Origin of the sequence: Bartonella sp. MR90HLJMH, assembly GCF_042194115.1 — a bacterium.
GTDB classification, from domain to species: Bacteria; Pseudomonadota; Alphaproteobacteria; order Rhizobiales; family Rhizobiaceae; genus Bartonella; species Bartonella grahamii.
In genome coordinates this window covers 1-22,914 of record NZ_JBHIMM010000006.1, presented here as the reverse complement: position 1 = coordinate 22,914, position 22,914 = coordinate 1, and the positions used below count along the sequence as shown (strand labels likewise).

15 protein-coding genes, 2 tRNA genes and 1 pseudogene are annotated in these 22,914 nt (G+C 35.7%); 12 read left to right on the top strand and 6 right to left on the bottom strand.

Annotated features, from left to right (window positions below):
- Positions 1–131: 131 nt before the first annotated feature.
- The 3 genes from ACFIJ9_RS05250 to hfq all read right to left on the bottom strand — a co-directional run bounded on the left by ACFIJ9_RS05250 (position 132) and on the right by hfq (position 3,740).
- Complete coding sequence (locus ACFIJ9_RS05250) at positions 132–1,958, bottom strand: hypothetical protein (protein ID WP_375636050.1); 1,827 nt, start codon at positions 1,956–1,958, stop codon at positions 132–134.
- Between the two features lie 144 nt (positions 1,959–2,102).
- Positions 2,103–3,446 carry a GTPase HflX gene (gene hflX / locus ACFIJ9_RS05245; protein WP_375636049.1) on the bottom strand — a complete coding sequence of 448 codons (1,344 nt, stop codon included), beginning with the start codon at positions 3,444–3,446 and terminating at the stop codon, positions 2,103–2,105.
- A 54-nt stretch (positions 3,447–3,500) separates the two neighbouring features.
- A complete protein-coding gene (gene hfq / locus ACFIJ9_RS05240; RefSeq protein WP_005773461.1) occupies positions 3,501–3,740 on the bottom strand; it encodes an RNA chaperone Hfq in 240 nt (79 codons plus the stop codon).
- Between the two features lie 656 nt (positions 3,741–4,396).
- Here hfq and ACFIJ9_RS05235 point away from each other — a divergent pair.
- The 8 genes from ACFIJ9_RS05235 (at position 4,397) to mazG (ending at position 18,222) form a co-directional block, all read left to right on the top strand.
- On the top strand, positions 4,397–8,956 hold the full coding sequence (locus tag ACFIJ9_RS05235) for a hypothetical protein (protein WP_375636048.1): 4,560 nt from the start codon (positions 4,397–4,399) through the stop codon (positions 8,954–8,956).
- A 1,126-nt stretch (positions 8,957–10,082) separates the two neighbouring features.
- Positions 10,083–12,401, top strand: coding sequence for an NADP-dependent malic enzyme (locus tag ACFIJ9_RS05230; protein ID WP_375636047.1), 2,319 nt, complete (start codon positions 10,083–10,085; stop codon positions 12,399–12,401).
- A 189-nt stretch (positions 12,402–12,590) separates the two neighbouring features.
- A complete protein-coding gene (locus ACFIJ9_RS05225; RefSeq protein WP_015856464.1) occupies positions 12,591–12,875 on the top strand; it encodes an acyl carrier protein in 285 nt (94 codons plus the stop codon).
- A 10-nt stretch (positions 12,876–12,885) separates the two neighbouring features.
- The gene (locus ACFIJ9_RS05220) at positions 12,886–14,061 is read left to right on the top strand and encodes a beta-ketoacyl-ACP synthase (RefSeq protein ID WP_375636046.1); all 1,176 of its coding nucleotides are present in this window, start codon (positions 12,886–12,888) and stop codon (positions 14,059–14,061) included.
- A 14-nt stretch (positions 14,062–14,075) separates the two neighbouring features.
- Positions 14,076–15,350 carry a beta-ketoacyl-ACP synthase gene (locus ACFIJ9_RS05215; RefSeq protein WP_375636045.1) on the top strand — a complete coding sequence of 425 codons (1,275 nt, stop codon included), beginning with the start codon at positions 14,076–14,078 and terminating at the stop codon, positions 15,348–15,350.
- A gap of 58 nt (positions 15,351–15,408) precedes the next feature.
- A complete protein-coding gene (locus ACFIJ9_RS05210) occupies positions 15,409–16,437 on the top strand; it encodes a zinc-binding dehydrogenase (RefSeq protein WP_375636044.1) in 1,029 nt (342 codons plus the stop codon).
- Positions 16,438–16,443: 6 nt separating this feature from the next.
- Positions 16,444–17,373 (top strand): lipid A biosynthesis lauroyl acyltransferase, encoded by a 930-nt coding sequence (locus tag ACFIJ9_RS05205; RefSeq protein ID WP_375636125.1) that lies wholly within the window; start codon positions 16,444–16,446, stop codon positions 17,371–17,373.
- 33 nt (positions 17,374–17,406) lie between these two features.
- Positions 17,407–18,222: a nucleoside triphosphate pyrophosphohydrolase gene (mazG, locus tag ACFIJ9_RS05200; RefSeq protein ID WP_375636043.1), complete on the top strand. Its 816-nt coding sequence runs from the start codon at positions 17,407–17,409 to the stop codon at positions 18,220–18,222.
- A 69-nt stretch (positions 18,223–18,291) separates the two neighbouring features.
- On the opposite strand, the gene ACFIJ9_RS05195 is transcribed toward mazG, so the two are convergent.
- On the bottom strand, positions 18,292–18,657 hold the full coding sequence (locus tag ACFIJ9_RS05195) for an iron-sulfur cluster assembly accessory protein (RefSeq protein WP_375636042.1): 366 nt from the start codon (positions 18,655–18,657) through the stop codon (positions 18,292–18,294).
- A gap of 569 nt (positions 18,658–19,226) precedes the next feature.
- On the opposite strand from ACFIJ9_RS05195, the gene ACFIJ9_RS05190 reads away from it, so the two are divergent.
- Positions 19,227–19,303: transfer RNA gene (locus tag ACFIJ9_RS05190), tRNA-Pro, on the top strand.
- Positions 19,304–19,564: 261 nt separating this feature from the next.
- Here ACFIJ9_RS05190 and ACFIJ9_RS05185 read toward each other — a convergent pair.
- Positions 19,565–20,032, bottom strand: a complete 468-nt coding sequence (locus ACFIJ9_RS05185; protein WP_273788169.1) for an Hsp20 family protein — start codon at positions 20,030–20,032, stop codon at positions 19,565–19,567.
- A gap of 279 nt (positions 20,033–20,311) precedes the next feature.
- Between ACFIJ9_RS05185 and ACFIJ9_RS05180 the strand changes: the two genes are divergently transcribed.
- The 3 genes from ACFIJ9_RS05180 to ACFIJ9_RS05170 all read left to right on the top strand — a co-directional run bounded on the left by ACFIJ9_RS05180 (position 20,312) and on the right by ACFIJ9_RS05170 (position 22,613).
- Positions 20,312–21,229: an alpha/beta hydrolase gene (locus ACFIJ9_RS05180; protein ID WP_375636041.1), complete on the top strand. Its 918-nt coding sequence runs from the start codon at positions 20,312–20,314 to the stop codon at positions 21,227–21,229.
- A gap of 849 nt (positions 21,230–22,078) precedes the next feature.
- Complete coding sequence (gene cpdR / locus ACFIJ9_RS05175) at positions 22,079–22,441, top strand: cell cycle two-component system response regulator CpdR (protein WP_005773448.1); 363 nt, start codon at positions 22,079–22,081, stop codon at positions 22,439–22,441.
- Between the two features lie 97 nt (positions 22,442–22,538).
- Positions 22,539–22,613: transfer RNA gene (locus ACFIJ9_RS05170), tRNA-Val, on the top strand.
- A gap of 89 nt (positions 22,614–22,702) precedes the next feature.
- On the opposite strand, the pseudogene ACFIJ9_RS05165 reads toward ACFIJ9_RS05170, so the two are convergent.
- Positions 22,703–22,914 (bottom strand): annotated as a pseudogene (locus tag ACFIJ9_RS05165) (XRE family transcriptional regulator); the annotation flags it as partial.

Here is a 22,914-nt window from a genome sequence, read left to right as displayed (position 1 = left end):
GCTTCTCTCCAACTACAATGCATTTTAAAATTTAAACATCAAATCTTTGTGTATTTTAGTATGTACTATAACTTTAGCAAAAAACAAGCGTACTACTATAACATGTGATACATATTTCTTTTTTACGAAGTTTATGATGCAACAACGCGATAAACAGTCTTTGGAAAGCTGCTTACCATCCGCATCATCCATTCTTGTTCATTAAGAACAGTATTACAAATATAATAGTCTGTTAGCTCTGCAAATTGCTCAAATCCATATTTTGGTTCGCTTGCCATCTCAAGGATGATAAAGTCATATTCTTTTTTAAATTCTTGTAATATATGAGAAATGTCATTTGAAAAATCTTGTGCAGAAATAGCACTTGTTAACCCCTGAGGAAGAATATCAACCCCCGTATCATAATCACGGTAAATAACATCATGCAACTGGGCATTGCCCGTTAAAATATCACTCAGTCCGCGATGTGGACCAATGACCTTCTCTATTTGTTGACCAGAAATATCGACCAACAAAATTGTTTTGTTCTCTTTTGTGAGATGAAGTGAAAGCTTTGCCGCTGTCCGTGCAGCCTCTGGTCCAATGATTGAAATAATGGTCGAAGCACGCCATTTCAAAACATCAGATAATCCCTCTATCGTAATAAAAGCTTCAAGATTTTTCATTTCTTGAGAGACTAAAATACTCTCGTTCTTCTTAAGAGCATTTTCTTTTGATCTCAAATCCTCTTCTGAAGGTTGATCTTTTTTGCTTTTAAAGCACGGATAAAATAACAATATTCCTAGTAAAAGAGTAAGGAAGCTAGCCAATGCACTCACAAAAATATTTTTTCCATAAAGAGCCATAAAAGAAATTGGTGCTAACGTTGTTGGCATAACCACGTGGATATTTGTGTTTTGTAAAAGAAGAGGATCATCACTCAATCTCCGATATGAACCAATAATTTTTTCTCTTCGTTGAGCAGAGTTACTCATCGCTTTATTTTGTGCATCGACTGCTGCTTTTATTTTATTTTCAAACTCGTTAAATATTTCATTCAAAGATTGGGATTGATCTTTTACAAAAAAGTTCATTCTTTTTTTGAGCTGTTTTTCTAATTCCGTTGCAATAACCTCATCTGAATGAACTTGATAAACGATTTGTAAAATTTTATTTTTTAATTGATGAGAAACTGTTTCTAATTCCGCAGTCATTGCTTTAATTTGAGGATGTGTCCACCCCAATTGCACCGCCATATGTGCTCTTTGCGTTTCCAAAAGATCACGTTTAGATTCCAGAGCAACAATTGCTGAATTACCTGCAATAAACGATAAAGACAATAAAGACTGTCCCTTTTCACGCATCGTGTTAATCGTTGAGTTCAAACTTGTTAAATGAATACGCTTTAAAGTTGCTTCCGTTAATTGCATAGAAAGATCATGAAGCTCTGTTTGTTTTACACCCTGCTGAATAAAAGACTCAACAGATGTACGAAATCCCTGCACGATATTAACGATTGCGGTATTATCATATTGTTTGTCTTCTAATTTATCATTTAACAAGAATTGTTTCTGTTTTATAATTGCTTGTGAAAATGCGGAAAACCAAGTTTCCAACCCACGTTGAGCTGCTTCAAGTGTCTCAGCTTCAAAAGTCAAATCGATAAAATCACCACGACGCGATAAACGGATATTTTCATGATTTTTTTTCTTATTAAAAGCACTTAAAGAAAATTGCGAATCATTGAAGAACATAGGCTGTGAAAACAAAAAGGCGATAACATTGTCTTGCTTTTTGATTGGTAACGGTTTTCCTACAGAATCAGATAATGAAAATATTAAAGTTGCTTGGTAACCACGGGGCTGGACAAAATAATACAACCAAATCAAAGATATACATAGCACTTGTAATAGCAAAACAATCAAAATGCTTCGCCATACGGTACGTACGAATAGTCTTTTATTACACTTAAGACTCATCTTTATTTTAACCAGCAAAATACTTCTTCATATTGTTTTATTAAGAGAAAGTAGTAACTATCCTCTTAACTTGCTGTCATATTATTTTCAGATAATAAAAACATAAAATTTAAGCACAAATGTTCAGCAATAGCTTTAAAGAACTTAATTCATATTTTTTTTGATGTTCTCTAATTGTTTTTTTGCTTCAGAAGTAATAACGGCTCTAATGGTAACAGACCCATCATCATGTCCTTCTTGCATTATTTCCGCAGAGTTTTCATAAAACCAATCGATAAGCGACATTTCATGAGGTTTTAAAAGATATTCAATGCTTTGCACCTCTCCAAAAATTCGCTTTTCAATGGCTCTTAATAATTGATCGAGTCCATCCCCCTTAAGCGCTGATACCATGAGAGCAGGATTTAATCGTGTTTTTGCGCTTGTTTGTAAAACATTCAATGCCTGCTCATCCAACATATCAATCTTATTCCAAACTTCTATGATATGCTCCATATCATCAATATCGATATCAAGACTTGAAAGCACTTCTAAAACATCTTGAGCATGTGCACGATGATCAAGATCTGACATATCTCTTACATGAAGAATGAGATCCGCTTCAACCACTTCTTCAAGGGTTGCTCTAAAAGCTGCAATCAAATTTGTTGGCAAGTTAGAAATAAACCCTACAGTATCAGACAAAAGAATAGTTTTTCCATGGGGAAGAACAACTTTGCGCAAAGTCGGATCAAGCGTTGCAAATAACATATTCTTTGCTAAAACATCTGCACCACTTAAACGGTTAAAGAGAGTTGATTTTCCTGTATTCGTATATCCTACCAGTGCCACAACAGGATAAGATGTTTTTTTCCTTTTTGCTCTATGAAGTGCACGTGTTTTAATAACCGTTTCCAATTCGCGTCGAATACGAATAATTTTCTCTTGTAAAAGACGCCTGTCTGCTTCAATTTGCGTTTCACCAGGTCCACCTAAGAAGCCACGCCCCCCCCGTTGCCTTTCCAAGTGCGTCCAACTACGCACAAGTCGCCCTTTTTGATAGGACAAATGCGCTAACTCTACTTGCAAAACTCCTTCTTTTGTTCGTGCACGATCCCCAAAAATTTCAAGAATCAAAGCCGTTCTATCGATAACTTTGCAATTCCATAATTTTTCTAAATTACGCTGCTGTACTGGTGTTAAAAAGTGATCTACAATCGCAAGCTCAATAGAATATTCATCTATGTAACAGGTTAACGCATCTACTTTACCTTTTCCAAAGAGAGTTGCAGAGCGAGGCGTTGCAATATTAATCGTTTCATAATTAACAACTTCTAACCTTATAGCACACGCTAAGCCTAATGACTCTTTAACACGAGAAGATATCGAACACTCTCTCAAAGAGCTTTCACTTCTATTTTCTTGAAAAATTGGTATCAAAACAAGTGCGCGCACCTGTCCTGTATTCTGCGAAAATATCCCTCCTAATCTCTCATTTTCATTTATCATAGCAATCTAAGTACTTTTAAAATGGGATAAGAGGTCTATCTTAAAATGACATGCTTACTCAGGACTTTCACCCTCAAACATCTGCACAGGCTGTCCAGGCATAATCGTAGAAATAGCATGCTTATAAACCAATTGCGCGTGTCCATCTCGGCGTAAAAGAACACAAAAATTATCAAATGAAGTTACAATACCTGTGAGTTTAACGCCATTGACAAGAAAAATTGTAAGGGAAATTTTTTGCTTACGCACCGTATTTAAAAACACATCTTGCAGGTGTTGTGATCGCTCTGCCATTATTCTTACACCTTCATCTCGATTGCATAAAATATTCGTGCATGCATATCGACTGAAAAATATCCAATTGTCAACGTAGAAGCTTCAAAATTTAGCAACAAACAACTGAAATTAGAGAAAAAACGGCTCTTTAAGGCAATAATAAAGCGCAACTTACGAAAAGCTATATTAAATTAAAAATTTTTCCACGTTTACTTTTTTATGAGCTTACAATTCAAAGGCATACTTTTATACATCCTAAGCTATTACAGACTATATGTGATGATGAAGCTGCTTCATTTAGAATCAATAAAAGTAAACGGACAACAATATTTATTAACGATCATCGGTATTAATAGAGAGGTAATCGCCACCCTACTGTATATATAACCGCCATTAAATTATCCTTATTTCAAAGACTAGCGGCTTATAAAGTTTTTTATAAACACAAGTTGTAAACAGTATTTTTGTTTTTGTTAGATTCAAATAATAAATTGTTTTTACTATATTTTATAACATTTTTAAACAGGGTATAAGAAACCGCGTTAACTTTATCTTGATAAGTTTTTAAAATTTTTTCCTAAGCATATTCCTTTCTAAATAATTAACAGCTAGTATGTAGAAATTATGTGGAAGAGGACGTATCCCTTTTCCGTCTGTAAGAGTACGAGGCGAGTATGGCACGCAGAACCAAATTGCAAACATTTGAAGTTGAAGTTGAAGAAGCCCTCACAAAAGCTATGAACTTTGATTTCAATGACACAGAATTTGAAACAATATCATCCAATAATTCTGAAAATATTGTTAATGTCGATGATCTGATTCAAAAAATTGCAATGGCAGAAGAAGAATTCTTTGCTGAAAACGGTACGTCAACTTTTGTTTCTAATATTCATGATGAAGCTGTTGTTGATAAATCCGTTGTTGAACAGCTTTTCACTCCAAAACCTTCACCTGATATTTCAGGTGGAACTGTTCATAATACATTGTTGTCTACAAAACTTCTTCCTGCAAATGATGATATAACAACCCCTGTAAATTTTGGACTATTAAAGCAGCGTTCTTCCTCTCGAGTCTACTGGTATACAACAGCGCTTAGTGCTTTATGGGCAACGGGAGGAGCTTTTATTGCGCATAAGCTCGCACCTACCGGACTCAGCTCCTTATCCAATATCAGCACTTTTGTTACATCCCCAACAGGACTCGCTGTAGCAGCCGGAACAGCAATTCCTATCCTTATATCTTGGGGCGTTGCTCAATTAACAAAACGTTCAAACGACTTGCATAACATTGCTCTTCTTATGACAAATGCTGCACAACGCCTTAGTGAACCACAACATTTATCTGAAAAACAAGCTATTGCTATAGGGCAAACCATTCGTGAAGAAGTAGCGGCAATGAACGAAGGTATTGAACGTACCCTCGGACGTGCTGTTGAACTTGAAGCAATCATACAAGGTGAAGTTCACAACCTAGAACAAGCCTATGCTGAGAATGAATCACGTATTCACACATTAATCAAAGAATTGAGCAATGAACGCATCGCCATTTTGAATCACGCAGATCGCGTACAATCAACAATTAAAGGAACCCAAGAACAACTGAGTGATGAATTTGGTTTAGTTACCTCTAAAATTGTAACCAATGTTGAAAAGCTTGCACAAACTCTCTCTCAAACTTTACAAAAACAAGGTGAAGACCTTGTTGAAAAGCTTTCCTATGCCGGTGATGGCGTAACAAATCAGCTTGTTGAAAAATTTAACGAAACAACAACACAAATTCAGCAGAAAAACACAGATTTTTTTCATGAATTAGGAAAAAACTTCGATGGTTTTGCAAAACGATTTGATCATAATGAAAAGCAAATAGAAAAAACCTTTAATGAAACAGCTGAAAAAGCGGAAGTACATGTTGCTAAAATTGCAACACATATACAGGCAGTAACAGATCAAACTTTGCACGCTGTCGATGAAAAGTTTAAAGCCTTGGATAAAGCTCTTATTGATCGTAATAATCAATCTCTACAGAATTTTGATGAGAAGATCTTAAAGCTCGACGACCAAGCACATAAACTCTCTTCTAAATTTGATAACGTAACCTCGCAAGCAATTGGAGCCTTTGAACAACGTTTAGCAACTGTTGATCTTTCTCTTAAAGAACATAGTGATTCGATCATTGATTCCTTTATAGAACGCAGTCAAGCTTTAGAAGATAATGCTGAAAAACTTGGTAACTTCTTGGAATCTCATGTCTTGAAAATAAATGAAAACCTCCAGGAAAAAACAGCAGACATTACCCATGCATTTACAAATGGACGTGAAGCTATTCTTTCTGCAATTGATAAAAGTAAAGAAAGTCTGAGAGAAGAAATTCAGTATGTCGACAATGCCATTGTTGATATCATACAAGAACGTTCACAAGATTTTAAAGTACAACTTTCTGATCAACGAGCTCTTATGGCAGACATGCTCGATAACGAGAAGAATAAAATTGCGGATACATTAAGAAATCAAATTGATGTCTTGTCCCAAAATACTTCTCATATTGAAAAAGTTTTGGCTGACAATATTCAAGTCGTTGATAAACAGGCTGAAAATCATATCACAAACATCATTCAATGCACTGAAAAACTACAAGATGTTATTGTACAAAGCTGCAATACAACCCAAGATGCTTTAGAAGCACAAGCGAGAAATATTGATATCCGTGCCGATGCTCTGCGTGACTCTTTAGCGATTAATAGTTTTTCTCTCAATGAAGTTCTTGCCGATCAAGCACGCACACTTGAGCAACGCATGGAAACAATCCATAACCTCATTGCAAAAAGTGATATACGTGTCGATGTTGCATTGAAACAACAAATAGATTTAGTTGAGAGTGCACTTGTTGCCAATAATAAGAACATTACTGAAACGGTTCAAGATCATATCAAAAACCTTGAAAGCCATGCCGAAATTTTAAAGAATACTCTCTCTCAATCGAGTGGTGTTTTCTTTGAAACCCTTGAAACACGTATGGAATCATTCGATACAGATCTAGAAGATCGTGCACACAAGATTTTTGAACGGACAACAACGCTAGAGGAAACATTATCTGAAAAATTTAGCCAAATCTGTGAAGCCATTGATATGCAAACATCTGTTATTGAGGAACGTTCTGACACGTTAAAAACGTCTCTCATGCTTAATAATGAGCAAAGTCAGATAATTCAACAAGCGCTGGAAAGCAGTGTTGACAATATGCGTGTAACCTTAGAAGACTCTGTTAATACAGTTACAGATAATCTGCATAACAAGATTATAAAAGCTTCTGATATTCTTTCTTCTACGAGTGAACAAATTCTTTCATCTGTTACAAATGTTACTGCACAAGCAGAAAATATTCTCTCAGAATCAGGCAATCGCATTGTATCAAATGTCAAAAAAACTGTTTATGATACCAGTGAAAAAGTTCTGTCCGTTCTGTCTGAACAAACAGCGCATACTGTCGAAGCTTTCGCAACAGCCAGTCATAATGCACAAGCATTATTGAATGAAACCATTCACACATCAACAACAGCAATAGAGCAAGTTCTTAATGAACGCTGTGATGTTCTTCATCACTCTATGCAAAATTTTAAAAATGATTTAGGGTATCAGCTCTCTGATGTAACGAGCCGTCTGGAAAATGCAGAAAATCAAACAGCAACACAAATTTCAAAACATGTTGGAAAAATAACAGAGCTGACAAATCACTTAAATCAAGCAGCGCAAAATACGACAGAATCAATAGATTCTTTAACACAGCATATCGGTGAACAACTCTCTCTCTCCACACAAGAAGCTGAACAAAGAATTTATGCACATAATGAATTTTTAGTGAATAGCTTAACCAAAGCTAACTCTGAAACAATTCAAACAATAACGGTTATGAAGGAAGAACTTGTTAATAATGTCTCATCCGTCTTAACACAGTTGAATCAATCAATTTACAATTTTCACGAAAATAGTAATGTTTTATTATCAGCTGTTCAAAATATTGATGGTCAGTTTAATGAGAGTGCGAATAATTTTTTCCGCAACACGGACCAAGTAGCAGAGCGTTTGTCAGCCTCAAATCAAGCGCTCAATAATAATGTTGAAATTCTGCAAGGACTTTCAAAGAATACCTTTGAACAAATTAATCATATAACGAGCAGTTTTGGTGAACATGCAAAAACACTTTCCCAAACTATTCATGTTCTTGAACAGTCTGAAAATTCACTTAGTGCAACACTTGAAGAAAAACATAATATGCTTTCTGTATTAAGCGATGCTCTTGTTTCAAAGTCTCATGAAATTAATCAATTGATTGGACATTATGAAAAAATCTTCAACTCAGCACTTGAACGCTCTGATAAGAATGCACGTAACTCCACAAATTCATTCCAACAATCACTTAATAGGCTTGTTAGTGAAGCATCGACGCGTTTTTCAGAAGCAGCAGAAGACATACGTCGCTCCGCTGATGAAGTTCGTTTAGAGCTTTCAAAGATTAATAATGATATCAATGAAAATGTTAAAAAACTTCCAGAAAAGACAAAAGAAACAACGCAAACAATTCGCACAGCTTTGAATGAACAGATTACAGCGTTACAAGATCTAGTCAGTGTTATACAAAATGATCAAAAGAGCGCAAAAAAACAGCTGATATCAGAATTTCCTGCATCATCAATGTTTAATCAAAGAAATGACAATTCCACTGAGTCCGTTAAAAAGATCGTACCACCTAAGCCTATTTTGCAACAAGATCAAAGCAAAAAAAGACCAAATAAATGGGTGTCAAATCTCTTAGAAAGAGCTTCACGTGAAGAAACGTTTTATGATGCTCCCCCTAGTGATGATGTTTTAACATCAGTGCAAACAAAACCATCTCCTGCAAACAGCTCTCTTAATTCATTAGCTTCTGGTATAGTGAAAGCTATTAATCACAATGCCATTGTTGAGCTATGGGATCATTATCAACGTGGACAAAAAAACATCGTAACAGAACGCCTTTATACCTTAAATGGACAAAAAATATTTGAAATGATTAAGAGAAAATATATGAGCGATTTTGAGTTTAAACGTTCAGTGAATCAATATGTTACAGATTTCGAAAAGCTCTTACGTGATATATCGCGTAGTTCTGGTTCTTCCAGCTCAGTTCGCAAATACCTGATATCAGATACCGGAAAAGTTTATACTATGCTTGCTCATGCAAGTGGTCGAATCCAATAAAAAAATAAGAAAAGTGGAAAAAGATATTTTTTCCACTTTTTTCCTCTCCAGTTGTTTTAATGGCTCATCGTAGAGTACTTTGCTTTCAACTACGGCTTTGTACTTCAAAGGCTGGAATAATTGGCATGCGGTTTTCTTTGATATCCTAAGCAATAACCCTAAAGAAGCGTAATGACTTATCAAACAACATATCACTTTAAGAATGATAAGCATATTTTCTATTTTCTTATCTTTTTCTTAACTCCTTTATTTTCCATAGTTTCATAAAGGTACAAAATAGGTAATAATTATTTTTGCTAATTGTGAAAAAATTCCATGCTCTTATATTAAAATAGCTCATAGAAACATTTCTATTTATTTTTCAAACGTTTTTTATCCACACATTACTCTCGTTTGAATTATGTAATTGAATATTTTTTATTATATTAGGTGAATTTTAAATAAAAGAATCTTATTGTATTCAAATTTCTCATTCAACATACGAAATGATGCATTATAAATTATAAAGAAAAGCGTTATGCGAAATATATGATTTTCATGTATAAAATCCGCAATTACAGCCATTTCAGCCACATCTTTGTTTATTAAAACACATAATTATCAGTATATAAAAGATACAGCTTTCACTATTAAGAATCCAATTGAACAACATAACTTTCATTCTCAACTTTCCAGTTTCCTTTAAAATAGCGGAATAAACAATTTATAAATTACAAATTGTTATTTAAAATTTCTTCTACCTCCGTATAAAAATTTAAATAAAATATATATTTTATAAAAAATGGATGAAATTGATAGGAACCGTTCTTCTGTTCTTTCCTTATTTTGTAAACATTGCAAAAAAATAATGGCTTGATAATGTAATCGTTAGAAAATATTTTATTTTTTTGTAAAATAATCAACTTTTACGAGTTTTATTAAGGAAAGAAAAACAAATGTGCTGCTATCAATGAAATTATTCATGCACACAAACAAAAAGAATCATCAAACTGGTTTTACGATCCAGAAGAATTTGCTCATGCTCATGCATTTTGATATTCAGAGAAATGAGGATCTATTAGTGGACAAAACCTTATCGTAGATGGAACATCTCATATACACATACGCTAACTTGGATATCATAAAAATGTCTAGAGAACGAAATAGTGATTTCAGTTCACCAAAAGCTGAACTTGACAGTGCCGCACTTTTTTATCACCAACACCCAAAACCTGGAAAATTGGAAATACAAGCAACAAAACCTCTTGATAATCAACGTGATTTAGCTCTTGCTTATTCTCCAGGCGTTGCAGCACCATGTCTTGCGATTCATGAAGATCCCAATCTTGCTGCTCAATATACCTCCCGTGCTAATTTAGTCGCTGTTATATCCAATGGAACTGCTGTTCTTGGTTTAGGAAACATTGGTCCACTCGCTTCAAAGCCAGTTATGGAAGGCAAAGCCGTTTTATTTAAAAAATTTGCGAATATTGATGTTTTTGATATTGAAATTGATGCATCCGATATAGAACAAATGGTACAAACGATATCAACCTTAGAACCTACATTCGGTGGTATTAATCTTGAAGACATTAAGGCTCCTGAATGTTTTGATATCGAAGAAAAGCTTCGTGCTAAAATGAATATTCCAGTTTTTCATGATGACCAACATGGAACTGCCATTATTGTTTCTGCAGCTGTATTAAATGCCTTAACTCTTTCAGGAAAAAAAATTGAAAATGCAAAAATAGTTACCTCAGGTGCAGGTGCTGCTGCCCTAGCTTGTCTTAATCTTTTGGTTCGTCTTGGGGCGAAAGTTGAAAATATTTGGCTTAGTGACTTAGAGGGGGTTGTTTATGAAGGTCGCAAGACCCTTATGGATCGTTGGAAAATCAATTACGCACAAAAAACGGACGCACGAACTTTATCTGATATTATTGATGATGCGGATATTTTTCTAGGCCTATCTGCGGGTGGTGTTTTAAAGCCTGAATATCTTAAAAGAATGGCTCAAAATCCACTCATTTTAGCGCTGGCTAATCCAGTACCAGAAATTATGCCTGAAGAAGCACGCTCTATACGACCAGATGCAATGATCTGTACAGGACGCTCTGATTATCCCAATCAAGTTAATAATGTCCTTTGTTTTCCCTATATCTTCCGTGGTGCATTAGACGTAGGTGCTTGTGCAATTAATGAAGAAATGAAAATGGCCGCTGTTCATGCGATTGCTGCCCTTGCACGTGAAGAAACTTCAGATGTTGTAGCACGTGCATACTCAAAAGAACCACCCAATTTTGGACCAGACTATCTGATCCCCTCTCCTTTTGATCCGCGTTTAATACTGCGTATTGCTCCCGCTGTTGCTAAAGCAGCAATGGCAACTGGTGTTGCCATTCGTCCCATTGAAGATATGGAAGCCTACTATGATATCCTCAATCGATTTGTCTTTCTTTCTGGTTTAACAATGAAACCTGTTTTTGCTGCAGCAAAAACAGCAAAACGTAAACGCGTCATCTATGCTAATGGTGAAGATGAACGCGTCCTTCGTGCAGCACAAGTTGTCATTGAAGAACAAACCGCAACGCCTCTCCTTATCGGCCGTCCACATGTCGTAGAAGCGAGATTAAAACGCTTTGGTTTAAGAATTCGTCCTGGTATAGATTTTGAATTAACCAACCCTGAAGATGATCCACGTTTTCGTGATTATGTTAATTTATTTTTTCATTATACAGGAAGGCGTGGTGTTACGCCTGAAATGGCAAAAACAGTAGTAAGAACATCAACAACGGCTATTGCTGCCCTTGCCGTCATGCGTGAAGAAGCAGATGCAATGATTTGCGGCTTAGAAGGACGTTTTGAACGTCAACTTGAATTGATTGAACAAATTATCGGTCTTGATCCTAATGTTCATCGTTTTTCTGCTATGAGTTTGCTTATCTCTCAACAACGTACTCTTTTCCTCACAGATACTTACGTCAACGAAAATCCTTCTGCAGAAGAAATCGCTGAAATGACTGTATTGGCAGCTCAAGAAGTTGAAGCATTTGGAATAACACCAAAAGCAGCCTTATTATCACACTCAAACTTTGGTTCTAAAAACACAGAAAGTGCGCGTAAAATGCGACGTGCAACAGAAATTCTTGCCAAATTACACCCTGATTTAGAAGCAGACGGTGAAATGCATGGTGATTCTGCCCTTTCCAAAGTTTTTCGTGATCGTGTTTTTCCTGATTCTCGTCTTAAAAGTGAAGCTAATTTGCTTGTCTTTCCAACACTTGATGCAGCCAATATCACGCTCAACACTGTTAAAAGCCTCACAAATGCACTCCATGTTGGTCCTATTCTAATCGGGGCAGCACGTCCCGCCCATATCTTAACGCCCTCAGTAACTTCACGGGGAGTTGTTAATATAACAGCCCTTGCTGTCCTTGCAGCCAATAGAAAAAATAGTCTCGTAAAATAAATGCGCAATAAAATTTCAAAGTTTTTTAAATATTGAGATATAGCGTTTCATGTACTGTAAACCTCTTTTCTCTATAGAGAAAGATAGCTATATTCTGGATTAAGTCTTTTTTTTTAAGAGAAAAAAGGCTAGAAGAACGATATTAAATGTATTTTGAATTTACTAACTCTATAATAAGGAATCCGTACATTGCCTTCCACGTTTGATAAAGTTGCTGATATCATTGCAGAAATCAGTGAAATTGATCGCGATACAATTACACCAGAAAGTCATACAATTGACGATCTAGGAATCGACAGTCTTGATTTTCTTGATATTGTTTTCGCTATTGATAAAGCTTTCGGAATAAAAGTCCCTCTAGAACAATGGACACAAGAAGTCAACGAAGGTACTGTTGCAACAGAAGAATACTTTGTTCTTAAAAACCTTTGTGCAAAAATTGATGATCTCGTTGCCTTAAAACAGGCGGAGTAATTTTTTCACCATGCATGATCAATCTGTATTCATCACTGGTATAGGCCTCATAAGCTCTCTGGGGGAAGGAGTTGATCAACATTGGAATCTCTTAAATGATCCAATCCGTACACCAAACCTAGATTGTACAACTTTTTCACCCTACACGGTTCATAAATTGCCCGAAATTGATTGGAGTTTACAAATTCCTAAAAAAAGTGATCAACGGCAAATGGGAACATGGCAGCGTCTTGGTACCTATGCGGCTGGTCTTGCTCTTGATGATGCTGGCATGAAAAATGATGAACACCTCACTTCAACAATGGACATGATTGTAGCAGCAAGTGGAGGAGAGCGTGATATTACTGTTGATACACAGATTCTTTCTAAAGCGCGCGCAGTTGCCGATCATGCCTCTATGTTAAATGTTGCTCTTTCAACCGAACTTCGTCCAACATTATTTTTGGCACAACTTTCAAACCTTTTGGCAGGAAACATTTCAATTGTTCATAAAGTCACTGGATCGTCTCGTACATTTATGGGAGAAGAAGGCAGTGGGCTTTCTGCTCTTCAAATTGCTGTAGCTCGCATTAAATCAGGTCAAAGTACCCATGCTCTTGTAGGAGGTTCCTATAATGCACAAAGTTATGATATGTTGTTGGCGCATGAACTTGGTGGTCTTTTAACCCATAATGGATGGAGCCCAGTGTGGGATCGTAAAATCCACCCCGGCGGCGGTATCATAGCCGGTTCTGGTGGTATCTTCCTAGTTCTTGAAAGTGGAGAACATGCAAAAAAGCGCAACGCACGTGCTTATGCTGAAATTAGCCAAATTATTACAAACCAAACAGATAGAACCAAAATTCCACTTAGAGAATCAATTGCAACAATGTTAAAAACTGCGGGCGCTAAATCTGCCCTAGCCATTTCAGCAGCCTCAGGAGCTCACGAAGCAACAAAAGCAGAACAAAATGCTCTTGATAATGCTGATCTATCTTACCGTGGCATTACAACATTATTTGGTTATATGCGGGAAGCACAATTTCCTCTAGCTCTAGCTCTTGCAGCACTTTCAATTGAAAAAAAACACAGTTTTCCAGCGTTAAGTCCTCATGAAAAACCTTTTTCTAAAGAAGTACGTGAAATATTTGTTACAACTATTGGTATAAAAAGAGCTGAAGGTATTGTGCGTCTTACAGCTGTTTGAAGGGAATTTCTATAGTGAAATATCATGATCATTTTGGACGTCCACTTGTAGCAATAACTGGGGCAGGCATCGTCACATCACTGGGACAAGGAAAACATGAAAATTGGCAAAAATTAACAAGCGGTGTAAGCGGTATCCACAAAATAACACGTTTTCCCGTTGAGGGATTAAATACATATATTGCTGGAACAATTGATTTTCTCAAAGAAAGTACACTTGGTGCTTCAGCTCTTTCTGAGAAGCTTGCACATCTTTCCGCTGAAGAAGCTTTGGAACAAGCTGCTGTTGATAAAAAAAATTTTAATGGACCACTCTTTCTAGCTGCTCCTCCTGTTGAACTTGAATGGACCGCACGTTTTAGTCTTGATCAAGAGGACGAATTCAATGGTGAACCTTCTTATGCACACCTTCTTAAAGTCTGTAAGAATAAACTCCATGAAACGCTTTTTGAAGCCACACAATTTGGTGCAATTGCAGAAAAACTTCAAAAAACATTTGGCACAAAAGGACTTCCTGTTACACTTTCCACTGCTTGTGCATCTGGTGCAACAGCAATTCAATTAGGAGTTGAATCTATTAGACGGGGAGAGACAAATCGAGCTCTCATAATTGCGACAGATGGATCAGTTTCAGCTGAATCTCTCATCCGTTTTTCGTTACTATCTGCTCTTTCAACCCAAAATGAGCCTGCTGAAAAAGCAGCAAAACCCTTTAGCCGTGATCGGGATGGATTTGTTATGGCAGAAGGCTCAGGTGCTTTTGTTCTTGAATCTCTTCAAAGCGCATTAAACCGTAATGCTACAGTTTTAGGAATTTTAGCTGGCTGTGGAGAAACAGCCGATGATTTTCACCGTACTCGTTCAAAACCCGATGCATCACCAGCAATTGAATCCATCCGCAAAGCTTTAGATGATGCAAAAATAACCATCAATGAAATTGATTATATTAATGCACATGGAACTTCCACACCTGAAAATGAGAAAATGGAATATCTTGCATTATCAACAGTATTCGGTGATCTTTTAGAGCATATTCCAGTCTCTTCTAATAAATCAATGATTGGGCATACATTAACTGCTGCTGGTGCAATAGAAGCGGTTTTTTCGCTTTTAACCATTCAATCGGGGATACTTCCACCTACAATAAATTATGATAATCCTGACCCTGATATCCCTTTAGATGTTGTTCCTCATCATAGCCGTAAAGCCTGTGTCAATGCAGTTTTGTCCAACTCATTTGGATTTGGTGGTCAAAATATGAGTCTTGTCATCACTGCATATAAAGGATAATCCTTTAATAATAAAATTTTACAACGCTAACCTAATAACATATTTAAAGGGAATGGTAATGCGTGCACTGCAACTCTTCGATGATCGTCGGCTTGAAATCACTAATATTTCCCCGCCATCTTCACCTAGTCTAGGTGAAGTAACTGTGCGGATAAAAGCCGTTGCTCTTAATCATATTGATGTATGGGGATGGCGTGGCATGGCTTTTGCGAAAAGAAAAATGCCCCTCATCATTGGTGCAGAAGCCTCTGGTGAAGTTATACAAATAGGAGATGGCGTTGAACATCTCCAACTTGGACAGATTGTCTCAATTTATGGTGCACAAACCTGCGGAGTATGCCAAGCTTGTCATGAAGGACGAGATAATCTTTGCAGTCATGTAAAGGGAGTCTACGGTTTTCACCTTGATGGATTTGCGTGTGAGCTTGTCAATTTGCCAGCACGTTTATTAGTTCCATCACCTCCCCAATGTGATGAATTGCAGGCAGCGGTTGCTCCAATTACTTTTGGTACCGTAGAACATATGCTTTTCGATAACGCAAAACTACAAGCAGGAGAAACAATCCTGATACAGGCTGGTGGTTCAGGTATTGGCTCTGCAGCCATTCAACTTGCAAAACACATGGGCTGTACAGTTATCACAACTGTAGGTTCAGATGAAAAAATTGCAAAAGCACACTCTCTTGGAGCAGATCATGTGATTAATTATCGTAAAGATCGTTTTGAAGGTGTGGTGCGTAAATTAACCCAAAAAAAAGGTGTTGACGTTGTTTTTGAGCATGTTGGTGTAGATACATGGAACGGTTCTTTGTTATGTATGAAAAAAGGAGCACGCTTAGTGACTTGCGGCTCTACCTCTGGTGTTTCAGCACCAATAAATCTCATGCAATTATTCCAACAACAACTTAAGATATTCGGTTCATTTGGCTGCCGTATGGAAAATATGAAAAATGCCATGCAAAAAATGGCAGAAAAAACTGTACACCCTGTCATTGATACAATTGTTGAGCTTGATGAAATTGATACAGCTTTAAAACGAATGGAGAGCCGTGATGTTTTTGGTAAAATTATCCTTAAAATCGATTAAATCATGATGAAGCTTTCTCTTAAAAATCTCATATATCTTATTAAAATTATAGCTAAAAAAATATCCTACTTGTTATGGGCATATCTGCTCTTTGGTTCTTTATTTATTCTAAAATGCTTTCCTGCCAAAATGGGAGTCTCTTTTTTTTCTTGGTTGGTAAAAAAAATTGGTCCCCTTTTACATCGTCATCAAATCACACTTAAAAATCTTAGAGGTGCATATCCAGAAAAAACAGAGCAAGAACTCCATGCAATTGCAATAGAAATGTGGGAAAATATAGGACGTTTCCTAGCCGAATATATTTTTCTTGATAAAATTTTTGATTTTGATCCTCATGCAGACGAGCCAGGTTTCATTGAGGTTAAAGGCGTTGAAATATTTGAGCGATTAAAAAATGAAAAAAAACCACATATTTTTTTCACCGCACATACTGGAAATTTTGAACTTCTGCCTATTTGTGCACAAAGTTTTGATCTTAATGTTACAGTATTATTTAGACCACCCAATAATCCCTATGTTGCCAAACGAGTCCTTAAAGCACGACAAACTTCTATGGGGCATCTTATTCCCTCCAAGGCCGGTGCAGCATGGGCATTAGCAGCCAAATTAGAAAAAGGTGAAAATGTTGGTATGCTCGTTGATCAAAAATTTCGCCGCGGTATCATGGGAACATTTTTTAACAGACCTCTTAAAACAAATCCCTTAATTATAAAACTCGCTCGACAATATGACTGTGATATTTATCCAGCACGTTGTATTCGTTTGCCTAATGGACGTCATCGTTTAGAGTTATATGAACATATAGAACTTCCACGTGATGAAAAAAATGATATCGATATAGCTGCTTCTACGCAAAAATTAAATGATATTGTTGAATCTTGGGTCCGTGAATATCCTGGACAATGGATGTGGTTACATAGACGTTGGGACACCTAACATAAGGCTCTATTGCTTACAAAGGAAGTGCAAATGTTAGCTTCAAAAGACATCAAAGATCTCATTGCAATTATCACTGCATTACGAAATTCTGATAGCGGTTGTATCTGGCATAAAAAACAAACTTTTGAATCCCTCATACCCTATATGCTCGAAGAAGTTTACGAAGTAATCGATGCCATTGAACGAAAAAACCGAAAGGATCTCTGTGAAGAACTTGGAGATCTTCTTGTACAAGTTATCTATCATGCTACCATTGCACAAGAAGAAGGCAGCTTTACTTTTGAAGATGTTGTTTATGCAATCACGGCAAAAATGATTCGACGCCATCCTCACGTTTTTGGAAATGCCGAGCAAAAAAAACGAGGATTTATAAAAGAAGAGTGGGAATATATAAAAAAAAGAGAACAGGTTGAACAAAAAAAATTGCGCGAAGAAAAAAACAACAATTCCTCCACAAGCATACTCGCACAAGTAAAACAAATCCAGCCAGCAAACCAAGAGGCACTTGCTTTACAAGAAGCAGCAGCTAAAGTAGGTTTTGATTGGAAAAAAAGTGATAAAGTTTTTGAAAAAATAGAAGAAGAACTCGAAGAGCTCAAAGAAGCCATCAAAAATAAACAAAATTCAGAGATAGAAGCAGAGTTTGGAGATCTCTACTTTATTCTCCTTAATCTCGCACGCCACTTAGCGATTGATCCACAAAAAGCATTAAAAAAAACGAATATAAAATTTCGAAACCGTTTTGCCTATATTGAAGAAAAGCTATCCACTCAATCTAAAACACTCACTGACGCATCCTTGAATGAAATGGAAGCACTTTGGAAACAAGCTAAAAATGAACAATAAAAATATTAGATTTTTTCTACCTCAAAGAACAAGTCCCTCTAAAATTACTGAATTATAATTCAGCTCAGCTCAATTTGTTTTATATTGATCCTGCGTAGCAGGACGAAGTTCCACCGATTCGCCACACCCACATGCTGAAACTTGATTAGGATTTTTAAAGACAAAACCAGAACGAAGCGTTGTCACTTCATAATCCATCTGCGCCCCTAATAAAAATAATACCGCATCATGTGCTACGAAAACACGGGCACCATTCACTTCAACAACATCCGCATCTATCCCCTTTTCTTTGACAAGAGTAATTGTATACTCCATCCCTGCACAACCACCTTTTTTGATACCAACAAGAATACCCTGTGCATCTTTTGCATCCATAATCGCTTTAACACGATCCACTGCTGCTTCCGTCAAATTTATTACCGAAAAACGGCTCATGGTTTACTCTTTTCTTAGTTCAATAAACACTTTGAAAGTTTTTCCTCTATAATATTGTATCTAGTATTTTAGAAAAAAAACAACAAAACCTAAATTAAAGTATTCTGACCTTGTTTATTTGGATAAAAATGCGTACCCATAAAATGAGATTTATGATTATACAATCCAGAACTTACAATTTTTTGTCCACATAAAACACAAAATACTTCGTCTATAAAAACTCTAAACAAAGGAAAACGTTTCAATACCATACATTCACTCCTCTCCTTTTAAAAATCTTTATCTTTTTAGAAAAGTAACGATTAGATAAGGAAAAAATATACCCCCCGTACTCATTTTCTCCCCTCCTTCTCCAATTCATACCCCTAAATCCACCAATCTTACCCCTTCACAAAATGATTACAAAGAATTTTACAGATTTGTTACGTATCTTGAATTGATAACAAGATATTGATGTCCAAAATTTTTTACTTTCAAAAGCTCTAAGTGCAAGAGCATTTTAGATTTTATTCTGTTTATTTTTTCTCTTGCCTTTAAAGAAACAGTCATTTAATCGTTTTACACAAACTCGGAGCGTAGCGCAGCTTGGTAGCGCACTTGACTGGGGGTCAAGGGGTCGTGGGTTCAAATCCCGCCGCTCCGACCATTTTTCAAATGCTATAAAATAAAAAATAAGCTTACTTAAAAAGTGAATTATTATGCATTTCAATTAGCACATACATGAATTTTTTCTTCAACGTAAAATAATGTGCAATAACATTTTATCACAAACTCGAAATAAGCTGTTTTATTAAAATAAGCTTCGTTCTTAGGAAAACACACACACGAAACGCGAGACCTTTTGCCTCGCGTTTTTTATTCTTCAGAAAAATTTATAATTATTCGGTCTTATATTTTCTAAATTTTCCTACACGACAATGTCGCTATTATCATTTTTTGTAATGGATGGTGACATCTGTACGGTTATCTTTTTGGGTTTTAATTCAGCTGGCATTTCCCTTTTAAGCTGAATATGAAGAAGCCCATCTCCAAGTTCTGCTCCAATAACCTTAACATGATCAGCCAAATGAAAACGCCGTTCAAAAGCACGCGAAGCAATGCCTCGATAAAGGAATTCTCGCTCTTCATCATCATTTTCAGACTTTCTGTTTCCCTTAACGATCAGCTGGTTACAATGCGTTTCAATATCAATTTCATCTTGAGAAAAACCAGCAACAGCCATAGAAATTCTATAAGAATCTTCAGTTAAACGCTCGATATTATAAGGGGGATAAGAAGAAACTTCATCTGGTTGTCTTCTAGAATCAAACCAGTTAAAAAGATGATCAAAACCTACTGTGGAACGATAAAATGGTGAAAAATCTACTTGACGCATAATATTGCCCTCCTCTAGAGCGACTATAATTTATAATTAATTCACAAAGTTCCCAAATGGCAAACTTACTTGTGAACCTGCGGCCCCATCATGGCAACCACACTATATTATCTGGTAATTGTTTTTCTTTATTTCAACTCTTTGGAACCTAAATTGATAAAAACTATCTAAAAAGCAATATACCCCTTTTTAAATCCTTTTTCTTCATTACATAAATGTCAAAGTCCTCTCATTATCTCACGTTGCACTAAGCGGCAAATACACTGTAAAGGATTTCAATTGGAAACACCTATTTATCCCATAGACTGGGCTTCCACTCCTCCTAATATCCATCATGGTACTCTTAAAATAGCAATAGATCACGAAATTCGTTTTGCGATAACATATCCTGAGGTGGAAAAATCTAAGGGAACAATTGTTATTCTCAAAAGCTACGCAAGTACTTTAGAAAAATATTTTTTATTAATAAATGAAATTTCTAAACGCGGTTTTCATACAGCAATATTTGACTGGTTTGATCAAGAAAAAAAATCCTTCAAGATAAGAAAACAAAGCCGACATCATTGTTTTGATATAAATAATGATATTAATGACTTATATAAATTTCTTAAAAATATTGTTTATCCTAATTGTCCGCCTCCTTACTCTATGCTCGCCTATGGTATAGGTGGATTGATAGCACTTAGCGGATTAGATCTCATTAATTATCAGTTTAATAAATTGCTCTGTGTTTCTCCCCTTTTTGCTCCATTCGGTAATAAAACGAATGGTTTTCAACATAAATTAACACAATTTCTTTCTGATATAGGTCTTGGCTTTATACCAGCGAAAGATGGGAAAAAATTAAACAAAAAAAAACAAAACAATATAAAATCGGAACACATGCATAAAGTGCCGTTCCATTCCATTAAGCCCCCAACATCCCAATGGATGGCATCGGTATTTAATGCGATCGATTCTATGAAGAGAAATGTACTCCACGGAGATTTACGAATTCCAACACTCTTTATTCTAGCCAATCAAAACAATATTGCAAACAACATTGAAGTGCGGCAATTATGCCAACACACACGCCTGACAGAAAGTATTACTATTACAGGCGCTAAACTGGATACAATTATGGTTAACGAAAATTATAAAAAGCAATTTTGGGCTGCATTTGATGCATTTATTCCCGATAATGTATTTGTAAAATAACACTAAATCTTAATTTCCGCTCCACCCCATAAAAAAGAAAATTTCTACGAGCGTTGGATCTACAAACACTTTTTAATATAATGGATTTTACTTTCCAACCACTCATATGATTCGTTTTCTAGCCTCTACAGGCAAGCCATGACCTAAATATTTACCACGCATTCTAATAAAAAACTAATATACAAAGTATATCGTTACATTAAACAAAATTATTTTACATCATAAAAAATAACTTAATAAAAAAATATTTTGTATAATTAATAAAATGAAGATAATAAATCTACATTAATATAACATGATACATATTTATAAATAAAACATCAAAATACTATTTTTGATCTATTATTAAGTGTTAATTTAATATTATATCTAGAAAAATAATAGTTTTCATCTATTTAAGGAAAAAACTGAAAATAAAGCGCACTTATAATATTTATTACAAATCTCTATAAAAACAAATAACTATGAAATTTCTATTTCTTAAGAGAATTTTTAAAAAACAATAAATTAACATAATATTCTTCTAATTTCTCTATATAGCAAGTCCCTACAGTAACGGTTTTCATAAGTTTTTTAATGAAATTCTGATAATAATCAGCGAATTTAAAAGAAAAGATAGCAATGAATCATCTTAAAAGTTTTAGAGAACCTCTTCTTTTTTCAAAATCACATATATTTTGAATTTAACCAACTCACAACGAATATGCTGTATTCTGAATAAGAATGTAAGAATTAACCATTTTGCCATTCATTTCAATTATGAGCATTTTACCGTCTTTTTTATAAATACTCTATATTGTATAATTGATGCGGCAAAACTCTGACAAATGGAGCCATTGGAACATAATCATGAAACGAATCCTGCTCGCAGAAGATGATAACGATATGCGTCGCTTTCTCGTAAAAGCCTTAGAACGTGCAGGCTACGAAGTCGCCGATTTCGATAATGGTATTAGCGCGTATGAACGTTTACAAGAAGAGCCATTTTCCCTTCTCTTGACTGATATTGTGATGCCAGAGATGGATGGAATCGAACTCGCACGACGTGCTACTGAGATTGACCCTGATTTACGAGTAATGTTCATTACAGGTTTTGCAGCGGTAGCACTCAATTCAAATAGTGATGCCCCTCCTGATGCAAAGGTTCTCTCTAAGCCATTTCACTTACGTGAACTCGTCAATGAGGTTGAAAAGATCCTTATCGCTGCTTAAAAAGTATTTTTTTAAGTTATTTGCATCTCTTGAAAGAGAAAACGAAATTAGGCATTGACGTTTATCATTCTATATGGTGTATGCAACATCAATGAATGGGCGTGTAGCTCAGCGGGAGAGCACTACGTTGACATCGTAGGGGTCACAGGTTCAATCCCTGTCACGCCCACCAGATTCTTTTTCTTATCCTATAACTTGCTGTATTTATACATCTTTTTTACTGTGAGGGATGTCTGAATAAAGTTAGAGGAATAGGGTTTTTTAACATTTCTCTACAAAGGTAGCATTTTTCTCTCTTTTTGATTCGCGAATTACTTCTGGTATTTGTTTGAATTTTTCTAAATCCTCTTGTGTAAAAATATCTATAAATCTAGAAAACATGCCAACAATTTCACGCCTCAACAGATCAGAAGTCTTGATTGTAAAACTTGTGCGACAAGCATCCGATTCTCTTCTCAAAATTTCTGCTACCC

Bases quoted from the DNA above. Each gene is read 5' to 3' on its own strand.
- ACFIJ9_RS05250 (WP_375636050.1), bottom strand. From the start codon at position 1,958: ATGAGTCTTAAGTGTAATAAAAGACTATTCGTACGTACCGTATGGCGA.
- mazG (WP_375636043.1), top strand. From the start codon at position 17,407: ATGTTAGCTTCAAAAGACATCAAAGATCTCATTGCAATTATCACTGCA.
- ACFIJ9_RS05185 (WP_273788169.1), bottom strand. From the start codon at position 20,032: ATGCGTCAAGTAGATTTTTCACCATTTTATCGTTCCACAGTAGGTTTT.
- hflX (WP_375636049.1), bottom strand. From the start codon at position 3,446: ATGATAAATGAAAATGAGAGATTAGGAGGGATATTTTCGCAGAATACA.
- ACFIJ9_RS05220 (WP_375636046.1), top strand. From the start codon at position 12,886: ATGCATGATCAATCTGTATTCATCACTGGTATAGGCCTCATAAGCTCT.
- ACFIJ9_RS05210 (WP_375636044.1), top strand. From the start codon at position 15,409: ATGCGTGCACTGCAACTCTTCGATGATCGTCGGCTTGAAATCACTAAT.
- hfq (WP_005773461.1), bottom strand. From the start codon at position 3,740: ATGGCAGAGCGATCACAACACCTGCAAGATGTGTTTTTAAATACGGTG.
- ACFIJ9_RS05205 (WP_375636125.1), top strand. From the start codon at position 16,444: ATGAAGCTTTCTCTTAAAAATCTCATATATCTTATTAAAATTATAGCT.
- ACFIJ9_RS05235 (WP_375636048.1), top strand. From the start codon at position 4,397: ATGGCACGCAGAACCAAATTGCAAACATTTGAAGTTGAAGTTGAAGAA.
- cpdR (WP_005773448.1), top strand. From the start codon at position 22,079: ATGAAACGAATCCTGCTCGCAGAAGATGATAACGATATGCGTCGCTTT.
- ACFIJ9_RS05230 (WP_375636047.1), top strand. From the start codon at position 10,083: ATGTCTAGAGAACGAAATAGTGATTTCAGTTCACCAAAAGCTGAACTT.
- ACFIJ9_RS05195 (WP_375636042.1), bottom strand. From the start codon at position 18,657: ATGAGCCGTTTTTCGGTAATAAATTTGACGGAAGCAGCAGTGGATCGT.